The 20,544-nt window shown below is 55.6% G+C and carries 16 protein-coding genes; 6 read left to right on the top strand and 10 right to left on the bottom strand.

Annotation, left to right across the window (positions count from 1 at the left end):
• Positions 1-169: 169 nt before the first annotated feature.
• From ABIZ35_RS18185 to ABIZ35_RS18150, 8 genes are all read right to left on the bottom strand, one after another.
• The gene (locus ABIZ35_RS18185) at positions 170-661 is read right to left on the bottom strand and encodes a methylated-DNA--[protein]-cysteine S-methyltransferase (RefSeq protein WP_348221336.1); all 492 of its coding nucleotides are present in this window, start codon (positions 659-661) and stop codon (positions 170-172) included.
• Positions 658-1,539: a DNA-3-methyladenine glycosylase gene (locus tag ABIZ35_RS18180; RefSeq protein WP_348221335.1), complete on the bottom strand. Its 882-nt coding sequence runs from the start codon at positions 1,537-1,539 to the stop codon at positions 658-660. The genes ABIZ35_RS18185 and ABIZ35_RS18180 overlap by 4 nt, the downstream gene beginning before the upstream one ends.
• Before the next feature lie 154 nt (positions 1,540-1,693).
• The gene (locus ABIZ35_RS18175; RefSeq protein ID WP_348221334.1) at positions 1,694-3,301 is read right to left on the bottom strand and encodes a DHA2 family efflux MFS transporter permease subunit; all 1,608 of its coding nucleotides are present in this window, start codon (positions 3,299-3,301) and stop codon (positions 1,694-1,696) included.
• 59 nt (positions 3,302-3,360) lie between these two features.
• Complete coding sequence (locus ABIZ35_RS18170) at positions 3,361-3,843, bottom strand: MarR family winged helix-turn-helix transcriptional regulator (protein ID WP_348221333.1); 483 nt, start codon at positions 3,841-3,843, stop codon at positions 3,361-3,363.
• A 42-nt stretch (positions 3,844-3,885) separates the two neighbouring features.
• On the bottom strand, positions 3,886-4,557 hold the full coding sequence (aat, locus tag ABIZ35_RS18165; protein ID WP_348221332.1) for a leucyl/phenylalanyl-tRNA--protein transferase: 672 nt from the start codon (positions 4,555-4,557) through the stop codon (positions 3,886-3,888).
• 39 nt (positions 4,558-4,596) lie between these two features.
• Positions 4,597-5,034: a DUF1778 domain-containing protein gene (locus ABIZ35_RS18160; protein WP_348221331.1), complete on the bottom strand. Its 438-nt coding sequence runs from the start codon at positions 5,032-5,034 to the stop codon at positions 4,597-4,599.
• 94 nt (positions 5,035-5,128) lie between these two features.
• Positions 5,129-7,807, bottom strand: coding sequence for a valine--tRNA ligase (locus ABIZ35_RS18155; protein WP_348221330.1), 2,679 nt, complete (start codon positions 7,805-7,807; stop codon positions 5,129-5,131).
• A 408-nt stretch (positions 7,808-8,215) separates the two neighbouring features.
• The gene (locus ABIZ35_RS18150; protein WP_348221329.1) at positions 8,216-10,369 is read right to left on the bottom strand and encodes an IPT/TIG domain-containing protein; all 2,154 of its coding nucleotides are present in this window, start codon (positions 10,367-10,369) and stop codon (positions 8,216-8,218) included.
• Positions 10,370-10,633: 264 nt separating this feature from the next.
• Here ABIZ35_RS18150 and ABIZ35_RS18145 point away from each other — a divergent pair, with 264 nt between their 5' ends.
• Positions 10,634-11,293 (top strand): hypothetical protein, encoded by a 660-nt coding sequence (locus ABIZ35_RS18145; protein WP_348221328.1) that lies wholly within the window; start codon positions 10,634-10,636, stop codon positions 11,291-11,293.
• A 119-nt stretch (positions 11,294-11,412) separates the two neighbouring features.
• Here the strand turns inward: ABIZ35_RS18145 and ABIZ35_RS18140 are convergent, their stop codons facing one another.
• A complete protein-coding gene (locus tag ABIZ35_RS18140; RefSeq protein ID WP_348221327.1) occupies positions 11,413-13,557 on the bottom strand; it encodes an IPT/TIG domain-containing protein in 2,145 nt (714 codons plus the stop codon).
• Positions 13,558-13,667: 110 nt separating this feature from the next.
• Complete coding sequence (locus ABIZ35_RS18135) at positions 13,668-15,863, bottom strand: IPT/TIG domain-containing protein (protein ID WP_348221326.1); 2,196 nt, start codon at positions 15,861-15,863, stop codon at positions 13,668-13,670.
• A 388-nt stretch (positions 15,864-16,251) separates the two neighbouring features.
• On the opposite strand from ABIZ35_RS18135, the gene ABIZ35_RS18130 reads away from it, so the two are divergent.
• The 5 genes from ABIZ35_RS18130 to ABIZ35_RS18110 all read left to right on the top strand — a co-directional run bounded on the left by ABIZ35_RS18130 (position 16,252) and on the right by ABIZ35_RS18110 (position 20,474).
• A complete protein-coding gene (locus tag ABIZ35_RS18130) occupies positions 16,252-16,992 on the top strand; it encodes a hypothetical protein (protein WP_348221325.1) in 741 nt (246 codons plus the stop codon).
• Between the two features lie 53 nt (positions 16,993-17,045).
• Positions 17,046-17,906, top strand: a complete 861-nt coding sequence (locus tag ABIZ35_RS18125; RefSeq protein ID WP_348221324.1) for a hypothetical protein — start codon at positions 17,046-17,048, stop codon at positions 17,904-17,906.
• 309 nt (positions 17,907-18,215) lie between these two features.
• The gene (locus ABIZ35_RS18120) at positions 18,216-18,743 is read left to right on the top strand and encodes a hypothetical protein (RefSeq protein WP_348221323.1); all 528 of its coding nucleotides are present in this window, start codon (positions 18,216-18,218) and stop codon (positions 18,741-18,743) included.
• A 124-nt stretch (positions 18,744-18,867) separates the two neighbouring features.
• Positions 18,868-19,653, top strand: a complete 786-nt coding sequence (locus ABIZ35_RS18115; protein ID WP_348221322.1) for a hypothetical protein — start codon at positions 18,868-18,870, stop codon at positions 19,651-19,653.
• A gap of 35 nt (positions 19,654-19,688) precedes the next feature.
• Positions 19,689-20,474 carry a hypothetical protein gene (locus tag ABIZ35_RS18110; RefSeq protein WP_348221321.1) on the top strand — a complete coding sequence of 262 codons (786 nt, stop codon included), beginning with the start codon at positions 19,689-19,691 and terminating at the stop codon, positions 20,472-20,474.
• Positions 20,475-20,544: the final 70 nt, after the last annotated feature.

The raw sequence follows: 20,544 nt of genomic DNA, 5'->3' as shown, positions 1-20,544 counted from the left end.
AGCTCCCACTTCCCACTGCGGAGCAGCTTGCAGGGAAGGGGGAAATCGAGCTTTAGCTCGATGGGGGGTTAGGCGGCGTTGACCCGGGCAAGCAGAAGCGAAAGTCCTAAGATTGATAGTCTACCAGATCACAAGACTTTGATACTGCTGTCGCTCGTCTTAAGCACGCTTACTTCTCAGAAATACACTTCGATTCGAGAGATAGCAGCGTTTCCTTTCGTTCCAATCCGCCTCCGTACCCAACTAGCTTACCGCTTGCGCCAATGACACGGTGACATGGAACGATGATTGAGATCGGATTTCTTCCATTCGCCAGTCCGACGGCGCGCGAGGCGTTCGGGTTGCCGATCTTCGCCGCAAGCTGGCCATATGTCATCGTCTGCGCGTAGGGAATCTCCCGAAGCATATTCCAGACGATCTGCTGAAAGGGAGTTCCTCTGGGCGCCAATGGCAAATCGAAATCGGTCCGTTCGCCCGCGAAGTAGGCAGTCAGCTGCCGGATCGTTTCCTGGAAGGGAGCAGCTTGATCGTCGCGAATCCATTCGTCGGCGAATAATTCGGCGTGCTTGTGCTCGTTCATGTAGAGGCCGGTAAGAGAGGCGCCGTCGGATGTCAGTGTGATTGTATCAACCGGGGATTCGAACTGTGTGTAATAGATCATAGTTTTGCTCCGAGAGAAGAATTATAGTTAGCCCACAGATGCAGAGCGGCGTACGCTCGCCAGGGCCGCCATTGATCGGCCAAAGCGAGGACACCTTTGGGATTTTTTTCACCAAGCGCCCGGCATAGGATAAGATCTGTATGCGGAAAAGCATCTGCCCAACCTAGAGCGCGCATGGCGACATACTGCGCGGTCCATTCACCGATACCGGGAATCGCGCGCATGCGCGCCATTGTTTCTATCGGATCAGAGCCGGGTTTCAGGGAAAGATCGCCGGAAGCGACGGCCTGAGCCACTCCGATGATCGTTCTTGTTCGGGATGCGATGATCCCCAGTGAGGCGACTTGATCGACCGTGAGCGCGGCGACCGTTGCGGCGTCTGGGAAATAGTACGTCAATCCCGGAATAGGAGGAGCGGCGGGCTTGCCGAAGGCGGCGCTAAAACGGCCCGCTACGGTTGTCGCCGCCTTGACACTGATCTGCTGTCCGAGAATCGCGCGTACTGTCAGCTCAAAAGGATCGAACCCACCGGGAATGCGCAGGCCCGGATAACCTTTCGCCAGCGAGCCAAGCGCGGCCGTAATCACCGTAGGATCTGCACTGAGATCGAAGAGCTGCTGAATGTGTGAGAGCAAAAGAGGAAATACTGGAGAGAGTGAGGGTGACGCCTCAATCCGAAGACTGCTCCTGGAATCTGTCAGCGCCGCAGTAAACCAGCCATGAGTTCCGCTGAGGGCGACAGTACGAGAATATTCTCCGTGGGAGATGGTCTCAACGCCCGCAGTGGCGTGAGAGGCAAAGAACGCAAGCAGAGCTTCCCAATGGAATGGCGGGATAAAACTAAGCTCGCATACTAAATTGTGTTTTGTGAAATCCATGACTTTGATGCGCTCTCTTTATTGTAGCGTGTCCACGCCATCAAAGTCTCTCCGATTATTGCGATGGAATATTATTGTGAGTGCAGAAAAGAGCTACGCGCTTATCAAATCCTGAATATAGAAATTGATAAGCGCGTTTACTTTTTTTGACGATTTAATGCCCGGCGTCGATAGGGGCGGCAGAGTTCGTCTGGCTTTTTCCCTTGCGGAAGAGCAGCAGGGCGGGCAGCGAGAAGGCGAACGCGGCCGCGAGCAGAAGGAAGGCGTCGTCGTAGGCCATGGTCGCCGATTGCCGCTCCACAATACGTTCGACGATCCCCCAGGCGCCTTGCTGTGCTGCAGGGACGCTCATTCCCTGGCCAACCAGGCGGTGAGCAATGGCCCCAAGGCGGTCGAGCATGACGGTGTTGCCCGGTGACAGAAAGCCGACCAGGTCCGCGCGGTGCGCGGCTGTGTGGCTGGTCACGTATGTATTGATGATCGCGATCCCGAAGCTTCCGCCAAGCTGGCGGAACAGGTTCGTCAGGCCCGCGCCCTGTGCGATCTCCGCGCCTTTGAGGCTGCCCAATGACGCGACAGTAATTGGGGTGAACAAGAACCCCATACCGACGCCGCGCAGCATCAAACCAATCTCAATATCCGGTCTCCCACTTTGCGGCGAAAGATGGCCCAGAAGCCACTGAGATAAGCTGAACCCGATTAAGCCGATCGCAATGAGCACTGGGGGCTTGACCAGTGGGTTGGCGCCGTTAAGAAGCCGTCCCGCGAGGATCGTTCCGATGATTGTTACGACGCCCGCCGGAAGAAACAGCAGACCGGCTTCGGTAGGCGAGAAGCCGAGAACGCTCTGCACGAAGAGGGGCATCAGGAATGAACCCGCATAGATTCCCGCGCCGCCGATGAATAGCAGAACGCATCCCGCTGTCAGCGCTCGATGCTTCAAGACGCGCAGATTGACGACGGGCTGTTTGTTGGTCGGCCATAGCTCCCAGATCACAAACGCGATCAGAGAGACTACGGCGGCGATTGTCAGACGGACAATCCAAACGTCGTCGAACCAATCGTAGCGCTGTCCTTCTTCCAGGACGTATTGGAGGGAGCCGAGCCCCACGGTCAGAAGCCCGATCCCGGCCCAGTCCACGCCTCCGGTCTGCTGTTTATGCGGCGAGTCACTTAAGAAACGCCAGACGAGAAAGGCGGCGATAAGCCCAAGCGGCGATTTGCTCCAGAAAATCCAGGGCCACGAATAGTTGTCCGTGATCCATCCGCCGAAGGCTGGCCCGACCGTCGGGCCTAGCACGATCACGACGATATAGAGCGCCTGGATCATTCCCTGTTGATCCACGGGGAAGACTTCTCTTAAGGCCGCCTGCGCTGTCGAGAGTAGAGCCGCGCCACCGGCGCCCTGTACGATGCGCCAAAAGATCAGTTGTCCCAGGGTGGTCGACGCGCCGCAGAAGAACGACGCCAGTGTAAAGAGCAAAATCGACGCCGTGAGATAGCCGCGTCTTCCGAACACCGATGAAAGCCAGGCCGTAAGCGGAAGCACAATGACATTGGAGAGGATATACCCCGTGGCGACCCATCCGATTTCGTCGGAAGTCGCGCCGAGGTTCCCGGCCATCTGACGCAGAGCGACGTTGACGCTCGTCGTGTCAAGCAGCTCCAGGAATGCGCCGGTCAACACCGCCATGAGAATGATCCACCGGTAGGGGTTGAGCGCCGGAGTATTTTGTTTTGATTGCTGCGAGTTGGTCGCCATAAATACCACTTTCGATGTATATACAACTATTTTGAACCAAAAAAGCTGAACGATGGAAGCTAGCGCGAGGATGCTCTGTCCCGCGCCGGGGTCGAGAGCTCCGCTACCTGCACGAGATGGGAAATGAGGCCGCGCCACTGATCAAGTCCCAGATGCTCCTTGATATACGCCTGCGCCTGACGCCATAGCGGAAGCGCCTGCTCCAAGGCCGCGCGTCCTTGTGCGGTGAGTTTGATCTCACGAACGCGCCTGTCACGTCCCGGCTCGGCTACTACTAAACCATCCCGTTCCAGTACCTTGAGATTGCGGGAAAGTGTCGTCAAATCCGTGACCAGCAGATCGGCAAGCTGGGTCATGGTGGAAGTCTCTTCCCGCGCCACGGTCATCAGCAGGCTGACTTGAGTGCCGCGCAGTCCCGTCGGTTGTAAGATTTCATCGTAGACATGCGAAATGGCCCGGCTCGCCTTGCGTAAATTCAAGCAAGTGCAGCTGGCGACTGTTTCCGGATACGACGGCAATGAGAGTTCTTCTTTGAGAGACATAATAGTAGTATATACAAGTATTGTGAAATATGTCAACCCGTCTTAAGGGAAGAGTGTCAGTCCACGCGCCTGAGTGGCTTCCAATCGGGCCAGAAAATCGCGTCTTTTGATTTCCTGAGCGCCCAGCACTTTCATATGCGGGGTCGTCATCTGAATGTCCATCCAATCGAGGCCACGGCCACGCAGATGATCGATCAGATGCAGCAGGGCCAGCTTAGAAGTATTCGCCGACGAATGAAACATGCTCTCACCCGCGAATACGCCATCTATGGACACGCCATATAAACCGCCGACGAGAGCTCCCGATGGATCCCATGCTTCAATACTATGCGCATATCCTTTTTCATGGAAGGCAATATATCCTCGTAACATCTCTTCCGTAATCCAAGTTCCCGCCTGATTGGGACGCTTCGCGAGCTGGCATGCGCGTATCACCTGATTGAACGCTCGATCTATGGTGAAAGTCAAAGGAGAATTGCGCTTCAGCCGGGCTAACCGAGGCGGGACATATAATTCATCAAAGTCCAGGATCGCCCGCATCGGGGGGCAGAACCAAAGTAAAGGGTATCCTTCCGCTGGCCAGGGAAAGACGCCATGACGATATGCCCACAGCAGCGAGGCGACGGTCGGCGCGCCGCCGACGCCAATGACTTCGGCGTTTCCGGCGGCGTGAGGGGGGCTGGCAATGAAAGCAGGAAGTTGGTCAGCGCGCATAGGATATTCTCTCGGGTAAACGATTACTATCGTCTCGAATTAAGACTGCTCGCTTATCATCTTCACATACTGTTCTGAAACTTCGCGGAGACTCTCGGATGGATGGGAAGAGGGAGATGACGAATGCAAGATCTGCTTAACATCCTCTTCCGTCAACATGGCTTCTTTAACTCGCTGAATGTCAGCACGCGCTTGCTCAATCATCGTCGAGCGAATATAGTCGTTAATGCTCAAACCCTTCAGGCGCGCCGCGAATTCAATCGTTGTCTTATGACCCGCTAACATACTGATGCTGATACGCTTCCCATGATTCTTGCCGGGTTTCGCCGCAGGCTCTTCGTCGAATTCGTCCACCGAGTTTTCCACAAACTCATCCACCGGATTTTCCACAAATAATGTCGTGCTTTCACCGATCCGGATTGTAAACTCTTTTCCCGGACGCGCACCCGGAACCCTCTTATTCGACGAGTAAGTCATCGCAAAGCCTCCACAATGATTATACGCGTTCTGCGCGCGATGCGCAAAAACAAAACAGCCTCCACAAAGCTGCGGAGGCTGTTTTCAGAGCGAACTATCCCGCCAGCATTTCCCGACGGGCGGCGAGCTTGGCGATGCGCTGGGTGAGGTCGGCGGAATCGGTGCGGGCCTTTTCCACGACTTCGGGCAGGGCGCGCTCCACGAACTGTGGATTGTTCAATCGTCCTTCCAGGCCGCCACGCTCTTTTTCGAGCTTCGCGATCTCGGTGGCGAGCCGAGTGGACTCCTTCACGGGGTCCACGCCTTCGAGCAGCTCATCCGCTGGAATGTAGAACGTTGCGCCGGAAACTCCCGTCGCCACCGTACGCGTTCCTTCAGGCGTCGCGCTTTCGATCGTCACCGTACCAAGACGAGCGAGATTCGTAAGCGCGCTTATCTGATCCGTCAAAGTCGTGCGTGCGCTATCGCTGTCAGCAACGGCCGTCACAGTGAAGCGGCGTGCGAGGATCGCGGCGCGGGCGGCTTCGTTCTCCTGACCTCCCGGTGTAAACTCGGCGCGCAGGGTGCGCAGAGCGGTGATGCTATCGATCAGCAGCGCCATCCCGGATTCGGCGGACAGGTCCACGAGTGTTTCGTCGGGCTGCGGATAGAAGGCTGAGCAGATGGATTCGCCCTGGTGGGGAATCGCCTGCCAGATTTCCTCGGTCACGAACGGCATCACTGGATGCAGCAGGCGCAGTGTGCTTTCCAGCACGGTCACCAGGACGAACTTCGCCCGCTCCTTGGCGGCTTCGTCCTCGCCGTTCAGCGCTGGCTTGCACAGCTCCACAAACCAGTCGCAGTACTCATTCCAGAGGAACTCATGGAGCGCGTTGCAGGCGTCATCCAGGTCATAGCTCGCCAGGGAGGCATTCACCGTGCGTGCGGTGTGCTGGAGACGGCTTAGAATCCAGCGCTCCGGCAGCGAATAGCTGTCGGAATCAGGTGCGATCGGCGTGTAATCGTCGCCGGTGTACATCAGCACGAAGCGCGCCGCGTTCCAAAGTTTATTCGCGAAGTTTCGCGCCTCGGGAATCCGATCCTCACTGAACCGGATGTCCTGCCCCTTCGAAGCCAGGCGCAGAAGCGAGAAGCGAAGCGCGTCCGTGCCGTACTTGTCGATCATATCTACGGGGTCAATACCGTTGCCGCTTGACTTGGACATGCGCCGGCCCTTCTTGTCCAGCACAGTTGCGAAGATATACACCTGATCGAACGGCTTTTCGCCCATAAACTCGATGCCGGTCATGATCATACGCGCCACCCAGAGATAAAGGATCTCGCGGGAGGTCGTCAGCACATCGGTCGGATAGAAATACTCTAAATCCGGTGTCTTCTCAGGCCAGCCAAGCGTGGCGAAGGGCCAAAGCGCCGACGAAAACCAGGTATCGAGCACGTCCTCTTCCTGCGTCAGCTGATCCGTGCCCGCGCGCTCCACGGCTTCCTGCCAGTTGCGGGCGGCCACATGGGTTCCATCGGGCCGGTAATACACCGGCAGGCGATGCCCCCACCAGAGCTGGCGGGAGAGCGGCCAGTCGCGCAGGCCGTTCATCCAGTCGAGATAGATCTTCTTATAGCGATCCGGCACGAACTCAATGCTGTCGTTCTCGGCCACGTCGATCGCGCCGGCCACCAGCTCTGTGTTCGCCATCTTCATAAACCACTGATCGGAAAGCAGCGGCTCGATCGTCGTATGGCAGCGTTCACAGGTCGGCACGCGGTGCGGGTGGTCCTCCACCTTCTCAAGCAGGCCCAGCTCTTCCAGGTCCGCCACGATCAAGTTGCGCGCCTCGTAGCGGTCCATTGTGCTGTAGCGCTCGCCGGCCTGGGCGGTCATGTTGCCGTCGAACCCGATCACCGTGATCTGTTCCAGATTGTTGCGCTTGCCGGCCTCATAGTCGTTCGGGTCGTGCGCCGGCGTCACCTTCACGGCGCCGGTTCCGAACTCCGCCGAGGCGTAGCTGTCCGCGATCAAGGGAATTTGCCGGTTCGTGAGCGGCAGCGCGATCATCTTGCCGATCAGGGCCGTATAGCGCTCGTCTTCAGGGTTCACCGCCACGGCGCTGTCGCCCAGCATCGTTTCCGGGCGCGACGTCGCCACCACCACCGACCCCGAGCCATCGGCGAAGGGATAGCGGATATGCCAGAGATGCCCCGCCTGATCTTCTTCCTCCACCTCAATGTCCGAAATCACCGTTTGACAGCGCGGACACCAGTTGATCAGGCGATTGCCCTTGTAGATCAGTCCCGCGTCATAGAAGCGTACAAACGCCTGCAGCACGGCGTCGGCGTAGCGCTCATCAAGCGTAAACCGCTCCCGCTGCCAGTCAAACGCGCATCCGAGGCGCTTCAGCTGAGACACAATCCGCGTCCCATACTCCGCCTTCCACTCCCACACCTTCTCCACGAACTTCTCGCGGCCCAGGTCAAAGCGCGTCAGACCATCCTTGGCGATCTGCTTCTCCACCACGTTCTGTGTGGCGATCCCCGCGTGGTCCGTTCCCGGCAGGATCAGCACCGTGAATCCCGACATCTTCTTCCAGCGCCCCAGCACATCCTGCACCGTATAGCACAATGCGTGCCCCATATGCAGGCTTCCCGTCACATTTGGCGGTGGTATTGTAATACTGTACTTTTGTTTTCCCGGCGTCGGCTCCGCATGGAAGTACCCTCGCTCCTCCCATTCGGCGTACCGTCGCGCCTCCACATCCTTCGGCTCGTAAATCTTTTCCATCGTGTCCCACCTTTCGCAAAAGAAACAGCCCCCGCGTCCTACTGCGACGCGGATCACTGCTGCGTGACCGGCCGCAAGGACGCGAGGGCTGCCATTTGCAGCGCCGACGCGCGGTACCACCTTGCTTTCCAGAGACCTAATAAGACAGGTCGCTAGACACTCTTTCGTAACAATCAGCTCCGGGGCGACCTTCAGCGGGCGGTCCGACGAAACGCTTGCACCTAAACGCGCTTCTCTCTGGGACGGTCGATCCGCTTACTCTTCCCCATCATTGCCGATGGTAGAGATATTATGGCGGGTTCGGGGAGGGGAGTCAAGGGAAATCCATCTTATAAACCTTTGGCTCCTGTTCCAATAGCGGAACAGAAGCCAATAGGTTCATTCGAGATATCGATCCGAAGAAAGATCTTATGGCGTCACGGTGAAGGCCTGGGGATTGGAGAAGTTGCTATATCCCGTGTTCACAACACGCACAACATAGTTGCCTTTTACAGCGGTCACGCTGCTGGGGACAAGGACCCTCAGCTGGGTCGGCGAAACAAACGCCATCGCGAGCGGAGCGCCGTTATTGATAGTGATGGTGGACGAGGCCTCAAAGTTCGAGCCGGACAGCGTTACCGTCACTGCACCTGCGCCGACTGCCGTATGATTGGGCGTAAGGCCCGTCAGCGTTGGTCGCGTCGCCACTGCGAGCGTGGCGGGCGCGGACGAACCGCCGTGCTCGAAAGAGTCGACCAGACGCACCATGATATTTCCAGGGTTCGAGAGCAGGGAGCTGGGAACGGGAACGGTAACCCGTGATCCAGTAATCGCTTCCGGCGTTACTGGGGCGCCGCCGTTGAACGAGACCTTCACGGTGGGTTGATAGTTGTAAGGGCCATAGAGGTTAAGCTTGAGGCTCGTCAGGCCGACGCCCACACGGTCGGGCGAGATCAGGCTAATGATCGGCGCTGGGAGCGCTACCGTCAGTGGCGCTGGAGTGGAGGCGTTGCTCCAGCCAGGGTTGACGACGCGTACGAAGTACGAGCCCGCTGTGTCCGTGACACTGGACGGGACAATAGCGGTCAGTTGATAGGGCGAGACAAAGGTCGGCGTGATGGTGTAGGTATCATTAACCGTCACCACCGCGCCTGGATCGAAATCCAGTCCGTTGATCGTAATCTGCGCAGCCCCGGCTCCGGGGAAGAGCCGATTGGGGTTAATGTTCAAAATAGTCGCGCGGGGCACGGTGACGTTGAAGTATTGGGTGTTGGACGCTCCGCCGCCGGGCGCGGGAGTGACGACCTTGATAGCCATGGTTCTCGGCTGGGCCATCAGAGAAGCTGGTATGACGACCTGCATCTGTGTCGCCGACAGGTAGTGCGATGACGCCTGCACGGAGCCGTTGAGCAGAACGGTGCTGTCGGGATCGAAGCCAGCTCCGTTGATCGTAACCGGTATCGAAGGCATGCCGGGGATCGCCCGATCCGGGGTCAAACCCGTGATCTGCGGGACCGGTGCTGGGATAGCTTTGTATACTACCGTTTTGTAGATAATCCCACTGTTAACCTGATAAACCTTGCCGAGAACGTCGACGTTATCGTTGATACAATAAGCATCAACGAACTGATAAGTATGGCCGCCCGACACGATTCCATCCAGAGGGATATTCGTTAGGCGGTACGCCCAACCATTTCCAGGACTGCCATTCAGGATATAAGCGTATCTTTCAAGAACGTCTCCAAGATTATTGAAGCTGATCGGCTCAGAGGTCACAGTTCCAATATAGTTGTCGATAATTGGAGGTGTCGTGAGGGTCAGAATATGGTAGTTCGATGTGACGTAATGATAATCATGATACGTGGTCAGCACTTGGTCTTTATCGTTGAACGCAAAAAATTGGTTTAGGCTAATATCTCGGTTTGCCGGCGTTGGCATTGGCAGGAAAGTCGGTACGCCGTCCCTCCAAATGAGAACGGAAACGCCGTCAATGCCGTTGGACATGTCGCCAAGGACGTCTCCACGATTGTTAAGGGATCGATACGAGTACGCAGCGCCGACTGGAGCACCGACAGGCAGAGGTAATTGGCTGAACTGACCGTTACGCCATAGGAAAGGTAGGCGTCCCGTAGGGGAGTATGCGTAGCCAACGATATCGCCGCTGTCATTCAAGCTAGTTCCGATTGTTGAAGGATATCCAGGGATTTTGCCGATGTCCACTGTAATTCCGGTCTTCGTATCGAGCACACGTGTCGAAATGTCGCCTGAAGAACCGCTGGTATACCCAAAGTACATAATCTGACTGTTGTTGTTCAGAATATAAGAGTTACGCATTCCAATAACAATGATCGGATTGAGCGCTGGCAGTCGAACCACTACGCTGTTGTGCAGCAGCACAGGATAGAGACCGTTAATTTCCGACCCGTATCCAAGAATATCACCGACATTATTAATTTTCGTCGGAAAACTTATCGAGAGAGGCACATCGACGAGCACACGTTCGTGCGCCTGCGCCTGCGCCTGCGCCTGCGCCGTCGCCAGCATTCCGAAAGTCACAGCAAACGCAGCGATGCGGCACTTCATTGAGCCTTGTTTCCGTACTCGCATTCGATTGTATAAAGCCTGTATCATGGGGAAGAGAAGCCCTTTCGTGAGCAGTCAAGAGGATTTACTCTGGTGGGCAAGCCAGTCGGCGCTATGGCGTAAATTACTGCAAAAAGCTGCCAGGTCGCCAAAAACTCAATTTACTGATTTTGATTTCTACAATCATATACTACAACATAAGAAGGATATTTAGTCCCTTTTTAAATAATAGCTCTTGAACTTCGAGCGAGCAGTTCTCACCAGATGAGATTTCACACAAATCATTCCAAGGTCCTCACCAAATCACTCTCCACCTTTAAGGTGGAGAGTGATAAACAATTAGGTATCGATCAATCCAAAGAGAACACCACGCCTATCGAAATCGCAAGCCGTCGTCTTTCCGAAGCCACCCTTCGCCGTCGCTTTGGCGACGCGCTCATTCTGGATGTCACCTCACGCGCCCCGGAACCGTGGGTTCGGTTCAGTCCGTTCTTTCCACATGGTGGAATTCCAGTTCCGTTTACTTCGAACTCAGCTGGCGCTTCTGTGGAGGGTATTTGGCAGGGGTTAAAAGTTTTTGAGTCCGCGGATGTGGACACTGCCACGATTGAGAATGCAACGATGCGCGGGATCAAGCGGACGGAGCGTCGGTTTGGAAAGGTGAGGGGACATCGGGAGGGAATAAATGGAGCGCGCTTACTTTCTTATGGAGAGGCGCGGCGTGGAATTTATCTGCTTACATATTTGTGGGTTCTGGAAAATCGATTGCAAGATCAGATCGGCCAATTGCATTCTCTAGCGAATAGTCAGAGAGTGGTGCTGCTGGATTATGAGACGAATGAGGATGTGGAAAATCTGTCGCGACCGCTATCACATGCGTCATTGATTGTCGAATACCATCAACAAATAAAATCAGCGTCATAGATAGAGGAAAGAATCTGGCCTCGCGATGTTGGCTGTATTGAAAAAAGCCTGGCTCCTGTGTCTGGTTAACAGAACAAGAGCCAGGCGATTGAGTAGTAACTCCACTGTGAAGAAAGATCTTACGGCGTCACAGTGAAGGCCTGGGGATTGGAGAAGTTGCTATATCCCGTGTTCACAACACGCACGACATAGTTGCCTTTCACGGCGGTCACGCTGCTGGGGATCGTGACCGTCAGCTGGGTCGGGGAAACAAACGTCGCCGCGATGGCGGTGCCGTTGTTAATCGTAACCGTGGACGAGGCCTCGAAGTTCGAGCCGGTCAGCGTGACCGTCACCACTCCGGAGCCGACGGTCGCATGGTTGGGCGTGAGGCTTGTCAGCGCGGGGCGCGGCGAAACCACTAAAGTCGCGGGTGCGGAGGCTCCGCCATTGGCGAAGGAATCGACAACCCGCACCGCAATATTGCCAGGATTTGCGAGTAAGGAACTGGGAACGGAAACGGTAATTCTTGTTCCGGTAATCGCCTCCGGCGTCACAGGGGCGCCGCCGTTGAACGAAACCTTCGCGGTGGGTTGGTAGTAGTAAGGACCATAGATGGAGAGCTTGAGGCTCGTGAGGCCGGCGCCAATGCGGTCAGGTGTGATCAGGCTGATGATCGGCGCTGGGAGCGCTACCGTCAGCGGCGCTGGAGTGGAGGCGTTGCTCCAGCCAGGGTTGACGACGCGCACGAAGTACGAGCCCGCTGTGTCCGTGACACTGGACGGGACAATAGCGGTCAGTTGATAGGGCGAGACAAAGGTCGGCGTGATGGTGTAGGTATCATTGACCGTCACCACCGCGCCTGGATCGAAATCCAGTCCGTTGATCGTAATCTGCGCAGCCCCGGCTCCGGGGAAGAGCCGATTGGGGTTAATGTTCAAAATGGTCGCGCGGGGCATGGCGACGTTGAAGTACTTCGTATTCGAAGGGCCGCCGCCAGGGGCCGCAGTCACCACCCGCACGGCGATGACGCCCGGATTCGCCAAGGCGGAAGCTAGCAGGACGACTCGCATGATCGTGGGCGACACATAGTGAGAAGACGCCTGTTCGGCGCCGTTCAGCGTGACGGTGGTGTCCGGATAGAAGTTGGTTCCGTAGATCGTCACTGGCATCGTGGGGGCGCCGGGGACCGTACGGTCCGGCGTGATGCTCGTGATTTGAGGAGCCGGCTCCGGAACGGTCATCAGCACCACATTTTTGTCGATGTTGTCGCCGCCGATCTGGTAAACCTTCCCCAGGATATCCCCGTTGTCATTGAAACCATATAACTCGAAGAAGTTATAGCCACGGCCGTTCTGAGGGATCTCGATCAGCGACGCGTCTGTGCCGGAGTAGTATATCCAACCCGATCCGTGAGGGCCTAAAAGGGGATCATTCCACCGTTCGAGTACTTGCCCACGGTTGTTAAAATCGAACACTTCCGTGGTCGCCATGCCAATAATCTGGTCGACGATGGGCGGTGTGGCAAGGGTCAGAATGTGAAACGATGACGAGGTGTCGAAGTTATCATGATAGGTCGTGAGCACCTGATCTAGATCGTTGAACTTAAAGATCTGGTTCGAACTGACCGCATCATTGACCGGAGTGGGCACATGCAGAACGCTTGGGGCGCCGTTTTGCCAGATCAGATAAGAGAATTGACCGTTGCCGAAGAGCATGCGGCCAAGGACGTGTCCATGATTGTTTATTTCTGAATACTGGTATGTTGCGCCGGCGGGCGCGCCAGCAAGAGGCGGTAATTGGCCGAACTGACTCTTGCGCCATACAAATGGGCGAACCTGAGTGTTGGAGTAGGCGTAGCCGATCACATCGCCGCTGTCATTGATGTCCCAGCCGATCGTGGATGGAAATCCAGGGATGTGTCCAATATCGGTCGTGGTTCCCGTATTGAGATCAAGCACAAATGTGGAGATGTCTCCGGATGTTCCATTGGTGTACCCAAAGTATAGGACCTGACTCTTGTTGTTCAGATGGTAACCATTGGGATTGCCAAAGGCAATGGCTGGATTAAATGTCGGCAGCCGAACCAGGGCGCCGTTGTGCAGCAGCGCGGCGTACGGAGTATTACCATCCATACCTGTTCCCAGGATGTCGCCGTCGTTAGTAATTTGGGTCGGATTCGTGAGCGTGGAAGGCACATCGACGAGCACATGATCGCGCGCCTCCGCATGGCCCATCGCCAGCGTTCCAAAAATCACGGCCAGCACGGCAATACGGTTTTTCACAGTGACGTATCTCCGTCCTCTCATTTGATCGTTTAAAGCCAGCCTCATATATGTTAGCGTTCCTTTCGTGAGCATCCACGAGAATTCGATGGCCCGTCCAAAGACGCCCGTTATGGCGTCACAGTGAAGGCCTGGGGATTGGAGAAGTTGCTATATCCCGTGTTCACAACACGCACGGCATAGTTGCCTTTCACAGCGGTCACGCTGCTGGGGACGACAACCGTCAACTGTGTGGAAGAAACAAACGTCGCCGCAATCGGTGCGCCGTTGTTAATCGTAACCGTGGACGAGGCCTCAAAGTTCGAGCCGGTCAGCGTGACTGCCGCTGCACCGGAACCGACTGCCGCATGATTGGGTGTGAGGCTTGTCAGAGTCGGGCGCGAAGCTACTACTAACGTGGCGGGAGCGGACGAGCCGCCGTGCTCGAAAGAATCCACGAGACGCACCGTGACGTTTCCAGGGTTGGCAAGTAAGGAAGTGGGGATGGAGACGACAATTCGACCCCCAGCAATCGATTCCGGCGTCACAGGCGCGCCGCCGTTGAATGAAACCTTCACGGTCGGCTGAATATAACTGCTAAAGATGTCACCCCCATAGATATTCAGCTTGAGGTTCGTGAGGCCAGCGCCGACATGGTCTGGAGACATCGATTTGATGATTGGCTCCGACAGCGTCACCCATAGCGGCGCTGGAGCGGAGGCGTTGCTCCAGCCCGGATTGACGACGCGTACGAAGTACTTTCCGATCGTCTGTGAGACATTTAACGGCAGCGTCGCAGTCAGTTTGTAAGGCGTTACGGAGGTTGGGGTGACGGTATACGTATCGTTGATCGTCAGCACGGCGCCCGGATCGAAGTCCAGCCCATTGATCGTAATTTGCTGTGAGGAGCCGAAGAAAGGATAGATCCGATAAGGAGTGGGGTCAGTAATCGTCGCCCGCGCCACGGCGACGTTGAAGAATCGCGTGTTGGATGCGCCGCCGCCGGGCGCCGGGGTCACGACCTTGATGGCCACGGTTCCCGGCTGAGCCATTAAGGAAGCGGGCATGACGACCCGCATCTGCGTCGCCGACAGATAGTGCGACGACGCCTGCGCGGCGCCGTTGAGCAGGACGGTGCTGTCGGGATCGAAGCCGGCTCCATTGATCGTCACCGGGATCGAAGGATAGCCGGGGATAATACGGTCCGGCGTCAGCCCCGTGATTTGCGGAACTGCGGCGGGAACGACTTGAGACAGTACGGTTTTGAAGATCCCTCCGCTGGCGCCGCCGCTGCCGATCTGGTAGGCCACGCCCAGAACATCAACGTTGTCGTTAATATCGTACACGTCGCTGAACTTATAGAGATTGGCGCCCATGGGAATGTAATCCATGGGAATGTTTGCGCCATCCACACCGAACCGCCAATCTTCACCGAAGTGGCCTGCCGCAGCATCGCGACTTCTTTCCAGCACATTTCCCAAGTTGTTGAAAGCGAGAGCATCAACAGTGTATCTGATCAGAATTCCATTGTTGTAGCTTCCCAGAAATCCATCGACGATTGGAGGCGTTGAAAGGGTTAAGACATGGTAGCTTGACACATCATAAAGATAGTCATGATAGACGGTCATCACCTCATCTTTGTCGTTGAACGCCCGTACTTCATTGGGGGTGATAATCGGATCTACCTGCGTAGGCAGATGCAGGATGGCCGGAACGCCGTTCCGCCAAATGAGCCACTCGCTGACGCCGCCGCCACCCATAACGCCAAGCACATCTCCGCGATTGTTAATGAACCGATACGAATATTGGGTTCCGACCGGCGCGCCCGGGTAGGGGGCTAATTGGCTGAATTGACCGTTTCGCCACAAGAAGGGACGGTTTCCTGTCGAGGAGTATGCATAACCGACGACGTCGCCGCTGTCGTTAAATCCGACGCCGATCGTCGAAGAATAACCAGAGATTTTTCCGATATCGACCGTGGTTCCGGTCTTTACGTCGAGCACAAATGTCGAGACGTCGCCGGACGTTCCGTTTGTGTACCCAAGATACATCACCTGACTGTTGTTGTTGAGCGAGTATGAATTGCTTGTCCCCGCAAAGCTGGGCGGATTGAGAGCCGGCAGACGGATCAGGACGCCGTTGTGCAAAAGCGCCGGGTAGAGAGTCGTTCCGTCTCGTCCCGATCCCAGAATATCGGCGACATTGTTGACCTGTGTCGGGGCTACAATCACGGACGTAAGATCTACCAACCTGCGCTCATGCGCCTTCGCCTGAGCTGTCGCCAGTGTTCCAATAATCACGGCGCACGCGACAATGCGGTTCTTCATGCTGTTTTTTCTCCGTGCCCTCATTCGATCGTTTAAAGCCTGTTTCATATGCAGTGGCGGCCCTTTCGTGAGTCTCCAAGAGAGAATTCGAAGCCTGCATCCTAACGATGCTGACTTCCGCATTCGCTTCTCTGTCTTTGGAGATAAGGAATTCAACGGTGCTTTAAGATAAACTAATGCACAAAGCTTGCCAGGTAGACAAAAAACTAATTTATCCAGTACAGATATTCAGTTAAATTTTGCGGCTTTCCTCCCAATCAGTGAAACTCTCACCATACAATAGTACTGATCAATTTAAGGGGAACCTCATGCGGGCCGGAGCCATGAGCAGGAATTGGTAACGATCCAGTGGAACTCTCGACCATTGCGATATCAAGGACCGACCACTATGTTTGGCTTCACACCGAAACTTCCTATCACGCCCGAGGAACGCCGCTGGGCGGACTCGATGTTCGATGAATTCTCCCGAATGTTCGGCGAGTCGTTTTTGAAGAATGTGAGTCCCGTCACACCGACTCCGGAGTTCTTTCCGTTTGACTGGGATGGCTCGGAAGAGTCCGCCGAGATTACGCTGCGGCGAGTCTGCGAACTGATGTGCGTGGATCGGAGTCGAATCACGCTGGAGTTTTTCGAGGACAAAGATGAGCTTGCGGAGGCGCTGAGCAAGGAGATTTCCCATTTCGATCAGCAGCGTACCGGAGCGGGAGGTTACTACCGGCCTACGGGCGACGACGGCGCGGCGGTTGTGGCGCTGGAGCGCAGGAAGCTGCGCGATCCCATCACTTTGATCGCGACGATCGCGCATGAGCTGGGACATGTGATTCTTTTAGGCGACGGCCGCATCACGCGAGATGTCGAGTATATGGAGCCGATGACGGATCTGCTGACCGTCTATTTTGGCCTGGGAGTATTCAACGCCAACTCAGCGGCCAAGTTTCAGCAGCACAGCCATGGATGGTCAATGCAGCGTCTCGGATATCTGTCCGAGCCGCAGTTTGGGTATGCGCTGGCGTTGTTCGCATTTCGTCGGGGCGAAGTAAAGCCGGCATGGGCGAAGCATCTCAATATTAATATAAGCGCATACTTTCGTCAGTCACTGAAGTATCTTCAGAAGGAACGGCGCGCATAACCGCAACTTTCGCAATTCGGATGTGTCCTAATCTATAGAAGGGAGATTTCCAGATGAAGCCAAAGTCGAATCTACCTCTGACATGGACACTCGACGCGCCGTGTGCGCCGCCAAAGCACAGTATCGAGCCGGAACTGCGGCGTCCGCCGCCGCGAAAGGTTGAGAAGGCGCCGCTCGCGGAGAGGGGATTCCTGGTTCTCTTCTGTCTGCTGTTCTTCTTTGTCCCATTCAAAATTCTGATTTCGAATACGCAGATTGCGCTGACGCGGCTGGCGGGCCATGACGTGTCAGCGCATGTCATCAGCCGCCATCAGTCCCGCAGCAACGTAGACCCTAACGACTTTATTTATTCTGTCGAATACCGTTATCTCCAAGGCAATCGGGAAGCAACGGCCTCCGATTTTGTCCGCGAAGCGCAGTACCGAACGCTGGAGCCTGGCGCCCAATTCTTCGTCCACGCTCCGCCGTCCCTTCCCGGATTGTCCCCTTATCTGGTGGACGACGCGCAGTTTCATCAAATCGATTTTGAAAGCTGGCTGGGTATGCTTGCTGGATTTGTGGGCGCGGGCTTTGTCGCCTGTCATGTGCTGGTGCAACCACTTCGCGCACGGCGACTGATTGAGAACGGGCTTCCGTCGCCGGCGACGATTATGGACAAGACAGTGTCAAAAGATAACGAGGGGAACGCCTCTTACTTTCTGTGCTACAAGTTTTCTCCTGGCGCTGTGGGGGCGGACGTGGTCATCCAAGGCGAACAGGAGGTGACGAAGCAGGAGTACGAAGATGCATCGCTCGGAGAAATTCTCACGGTTTTATACTGGCCCCACAACTCCACACGGAGCACACTCTATCGGTATCAATCTTTACGAATAGTCTCCGAGGCGATACGCCAGCGCCGGGATACGTGGGATTAAGTGGACGGTTCGCAAATATGGGAAGGCGCTGGGAGAGTTGTATTCGCTGGCGAATAATTTGAGGACTTAATCGTAGAATTAATTAAGCATGCGCACATGCTAGTTTGTCGTTAATAGCTGCGTGTGAAACAGTCGAAACTCTTTGTGTATCTGGTACGTTATATGCAGATGAAACCATCAAAACAGATTGGGGTAACGACTTTCGAATATTTGATTCCTCTCGTAATCTTGGTGATTACGGCGATCATCTTGACGCCAATGTTCGTCAAGATACGATGGAAATCGCGTCTAGTGTCATGTGAGTCCAATATGCGGAAGCTCTACATCGCCTATGACATGTACGCCAACGATCACGACGGGCTGCTGCCGCCCTATACTAACAACCTCCTCTACGCACGCGATGAGCAGCAGCAGAAGGATCCCTATAAAAAACACTATCCGCCAAGCGGAGCGCTCTTGACGGCGGCTCTGAAACCGTATACTCATGCTGAGCCGGTCTGGTTTTGCCCGGATGATACGCTCGCCCAGCAAAGCACATTATCGCTGTCGTATCCCGCCGGGCTACTGATCGACCACCGATACAGCAGTTACGAAACCGCATGGTGGATGGGGCTGAAAAAACGTCCCGCCGACATGGACGGAATTATGATGAAGAATCGGTCCGGCAAGCCTGTGATCATGGATCCATCGCATGAAGTGATGCTGGCCGACGAGCAGATACAGCAAACCGGCTGCGGCGATTGGCTCTATTCGCATCAAAACGATTTCACCTGTCTTTACCTCGATGGTCACTGCCATGCCGTTACCGGGACATGCGCCAAAAAGGAGAGGGAGTAGCTGGCAACTTCTCTCGAAGATCTGTGTCTTATCAAATACAGGCCGCGAAGACGGTTAAGCCCAGGGGATGAGCAGTGGGAGGCTGAGACGACAGCGCCGGAATGCGCTGGAGGATTTGCCGATAATGGAAGATTGCCAGAAGAAGCGCAAGCTACTGCGGGCGGCGCCAAGGCAGGTTAGGCCGAATACGCGCCGGGCGGAAGAAATCGCGTTACAGCGAGTTGGAGTGATTGCTTACGTTGGATTTGGGATTATTCTCCTTTTCAACGCGTCCCTCATGACCCTGATCGAATACAAAGGGGTCGCAATGCCAGCAAGCGTGGTATCTCGCACTGATGAATCCGATGAGGAAACCCCTTCATACAGAGTCAACTTTCGTTATCAATATGACGATATGATTTATTTTGGAAAATCCAACATTACAAAATCGGATTATGATGTGATAGAGCCGGGAATGTCGCTCATGGTGCGGGCGCTGCCCATCGCGCCTTCGTTACTTCCCGCATTACAAGGATTTCATACAGGCCGAATGGGCGCCTTCTGCCTGGACTGTGCGCTCCTCGCAATCTGGGCGGTTGGGGCATGGGCTTTCGTGTGGTCGGCTTTTTTCTCGCCGCGTAACCATCGCCTCCTCCTTCGAAGCGGGGTGGCCGCCGTCGCCTGTATCACCGAAAAGACGACGGCATTGGACGAAGACACAACATCCTATGTCATTTCCTACGAATTTCTTCCAGAAGGCGTGACGGACGCTGATGTGACTGGGAAGCGTATGCTCACTCAGGAGCAATACGACGCGCTGAGCGTTGGCGATCCTCTGACAGCGTTTTACGACGCCAAGCAGCCTCATTGTCACGTCCTTTACGCGTTTGCAGATTACTATCTGCTCGAAGCGGATCCGAAAATCGTATGACGGATGAGAGTGCGTGTATCCGCAGGGAGAGCCTTATGGAAACGGAACATTATCGGGTGGAGGAAGAGCTTCTAGGGCGGACACCTCGGCGGGTGGCGCGTGTCGGGAATCTTGTTTCGGGAATGGCGGGAGTCGGCTGTATGCAGCTCTTTATCTTGCCTTTTATCGCTGTGGGCGTCGGTATGCTCCTCTTCTCGATCGGTGGGACGCTGGTAGCGGCGGGCGGCTCCGATATGCCGGGAAGTGTGACCGCCCGGCGGGACACATCGGATTCGGATGGTAATTCTTATAAGGTCGACTTTACCTATCGCCGAGGTGATGACCTTTACTCCGGCTCCTCCAATGTGTCCAGCGACGATTATCAGCGATTGGAGCCGGGAAGCAATGTGACCGTGCAGGCGCTCTCATGGGCGCCGTCGATCCTGCCCGCGGTGCGCGAAGCGTCCGAGAGCCGCAACAAAAGCCTAATCTTCTTCTGGGGTTTTTCCATCTTATGGAACGCCTTGATTTCGGTGTTTGTTTGGGCGATCTTCGTCTGGCCGATAATCGCGCGCCGCCTGATCGCGGACGGGACTCCAGTTGCGGCTCGCCTTATCGAGAAAAAGGCCGACTCCAGCGACGACAGCACCACTTACACTCTTCTCTATGAGTTTGCCCCGGAAATGGGCTTTGCTGAGCCGGTTAAAGGCAAGATGACGGTTACTCGGGAGCAATGGGAATCCGTTGCATCCGGCGACGTACTGACCGCGCTTTACATTCCACTGCGCCCGCACTGGAGCGTGCTCTACAAATTCGCGGATTATCGCGCGGCCGCTGACTGACAGGCGCGCCGTCTTCCTCTCTTCTTGAACTCCAACTGCCGATGATGAAGATAGCTCACGGCGAATCTTC

Origin of the sequence: Capsulimonas sp., from assembly GCF_039929585.1 — a bacterium.
Lineage (GTDB): Bacteria > Armatimonadota > Armatimonadia > Armatimonadales > Capsulimonadaceae > Capsulimonas.
Note: the sequence above shows the minus strand (reverse complement) of the source record. Positions and strands in the feature narration are given on the sequence as shown.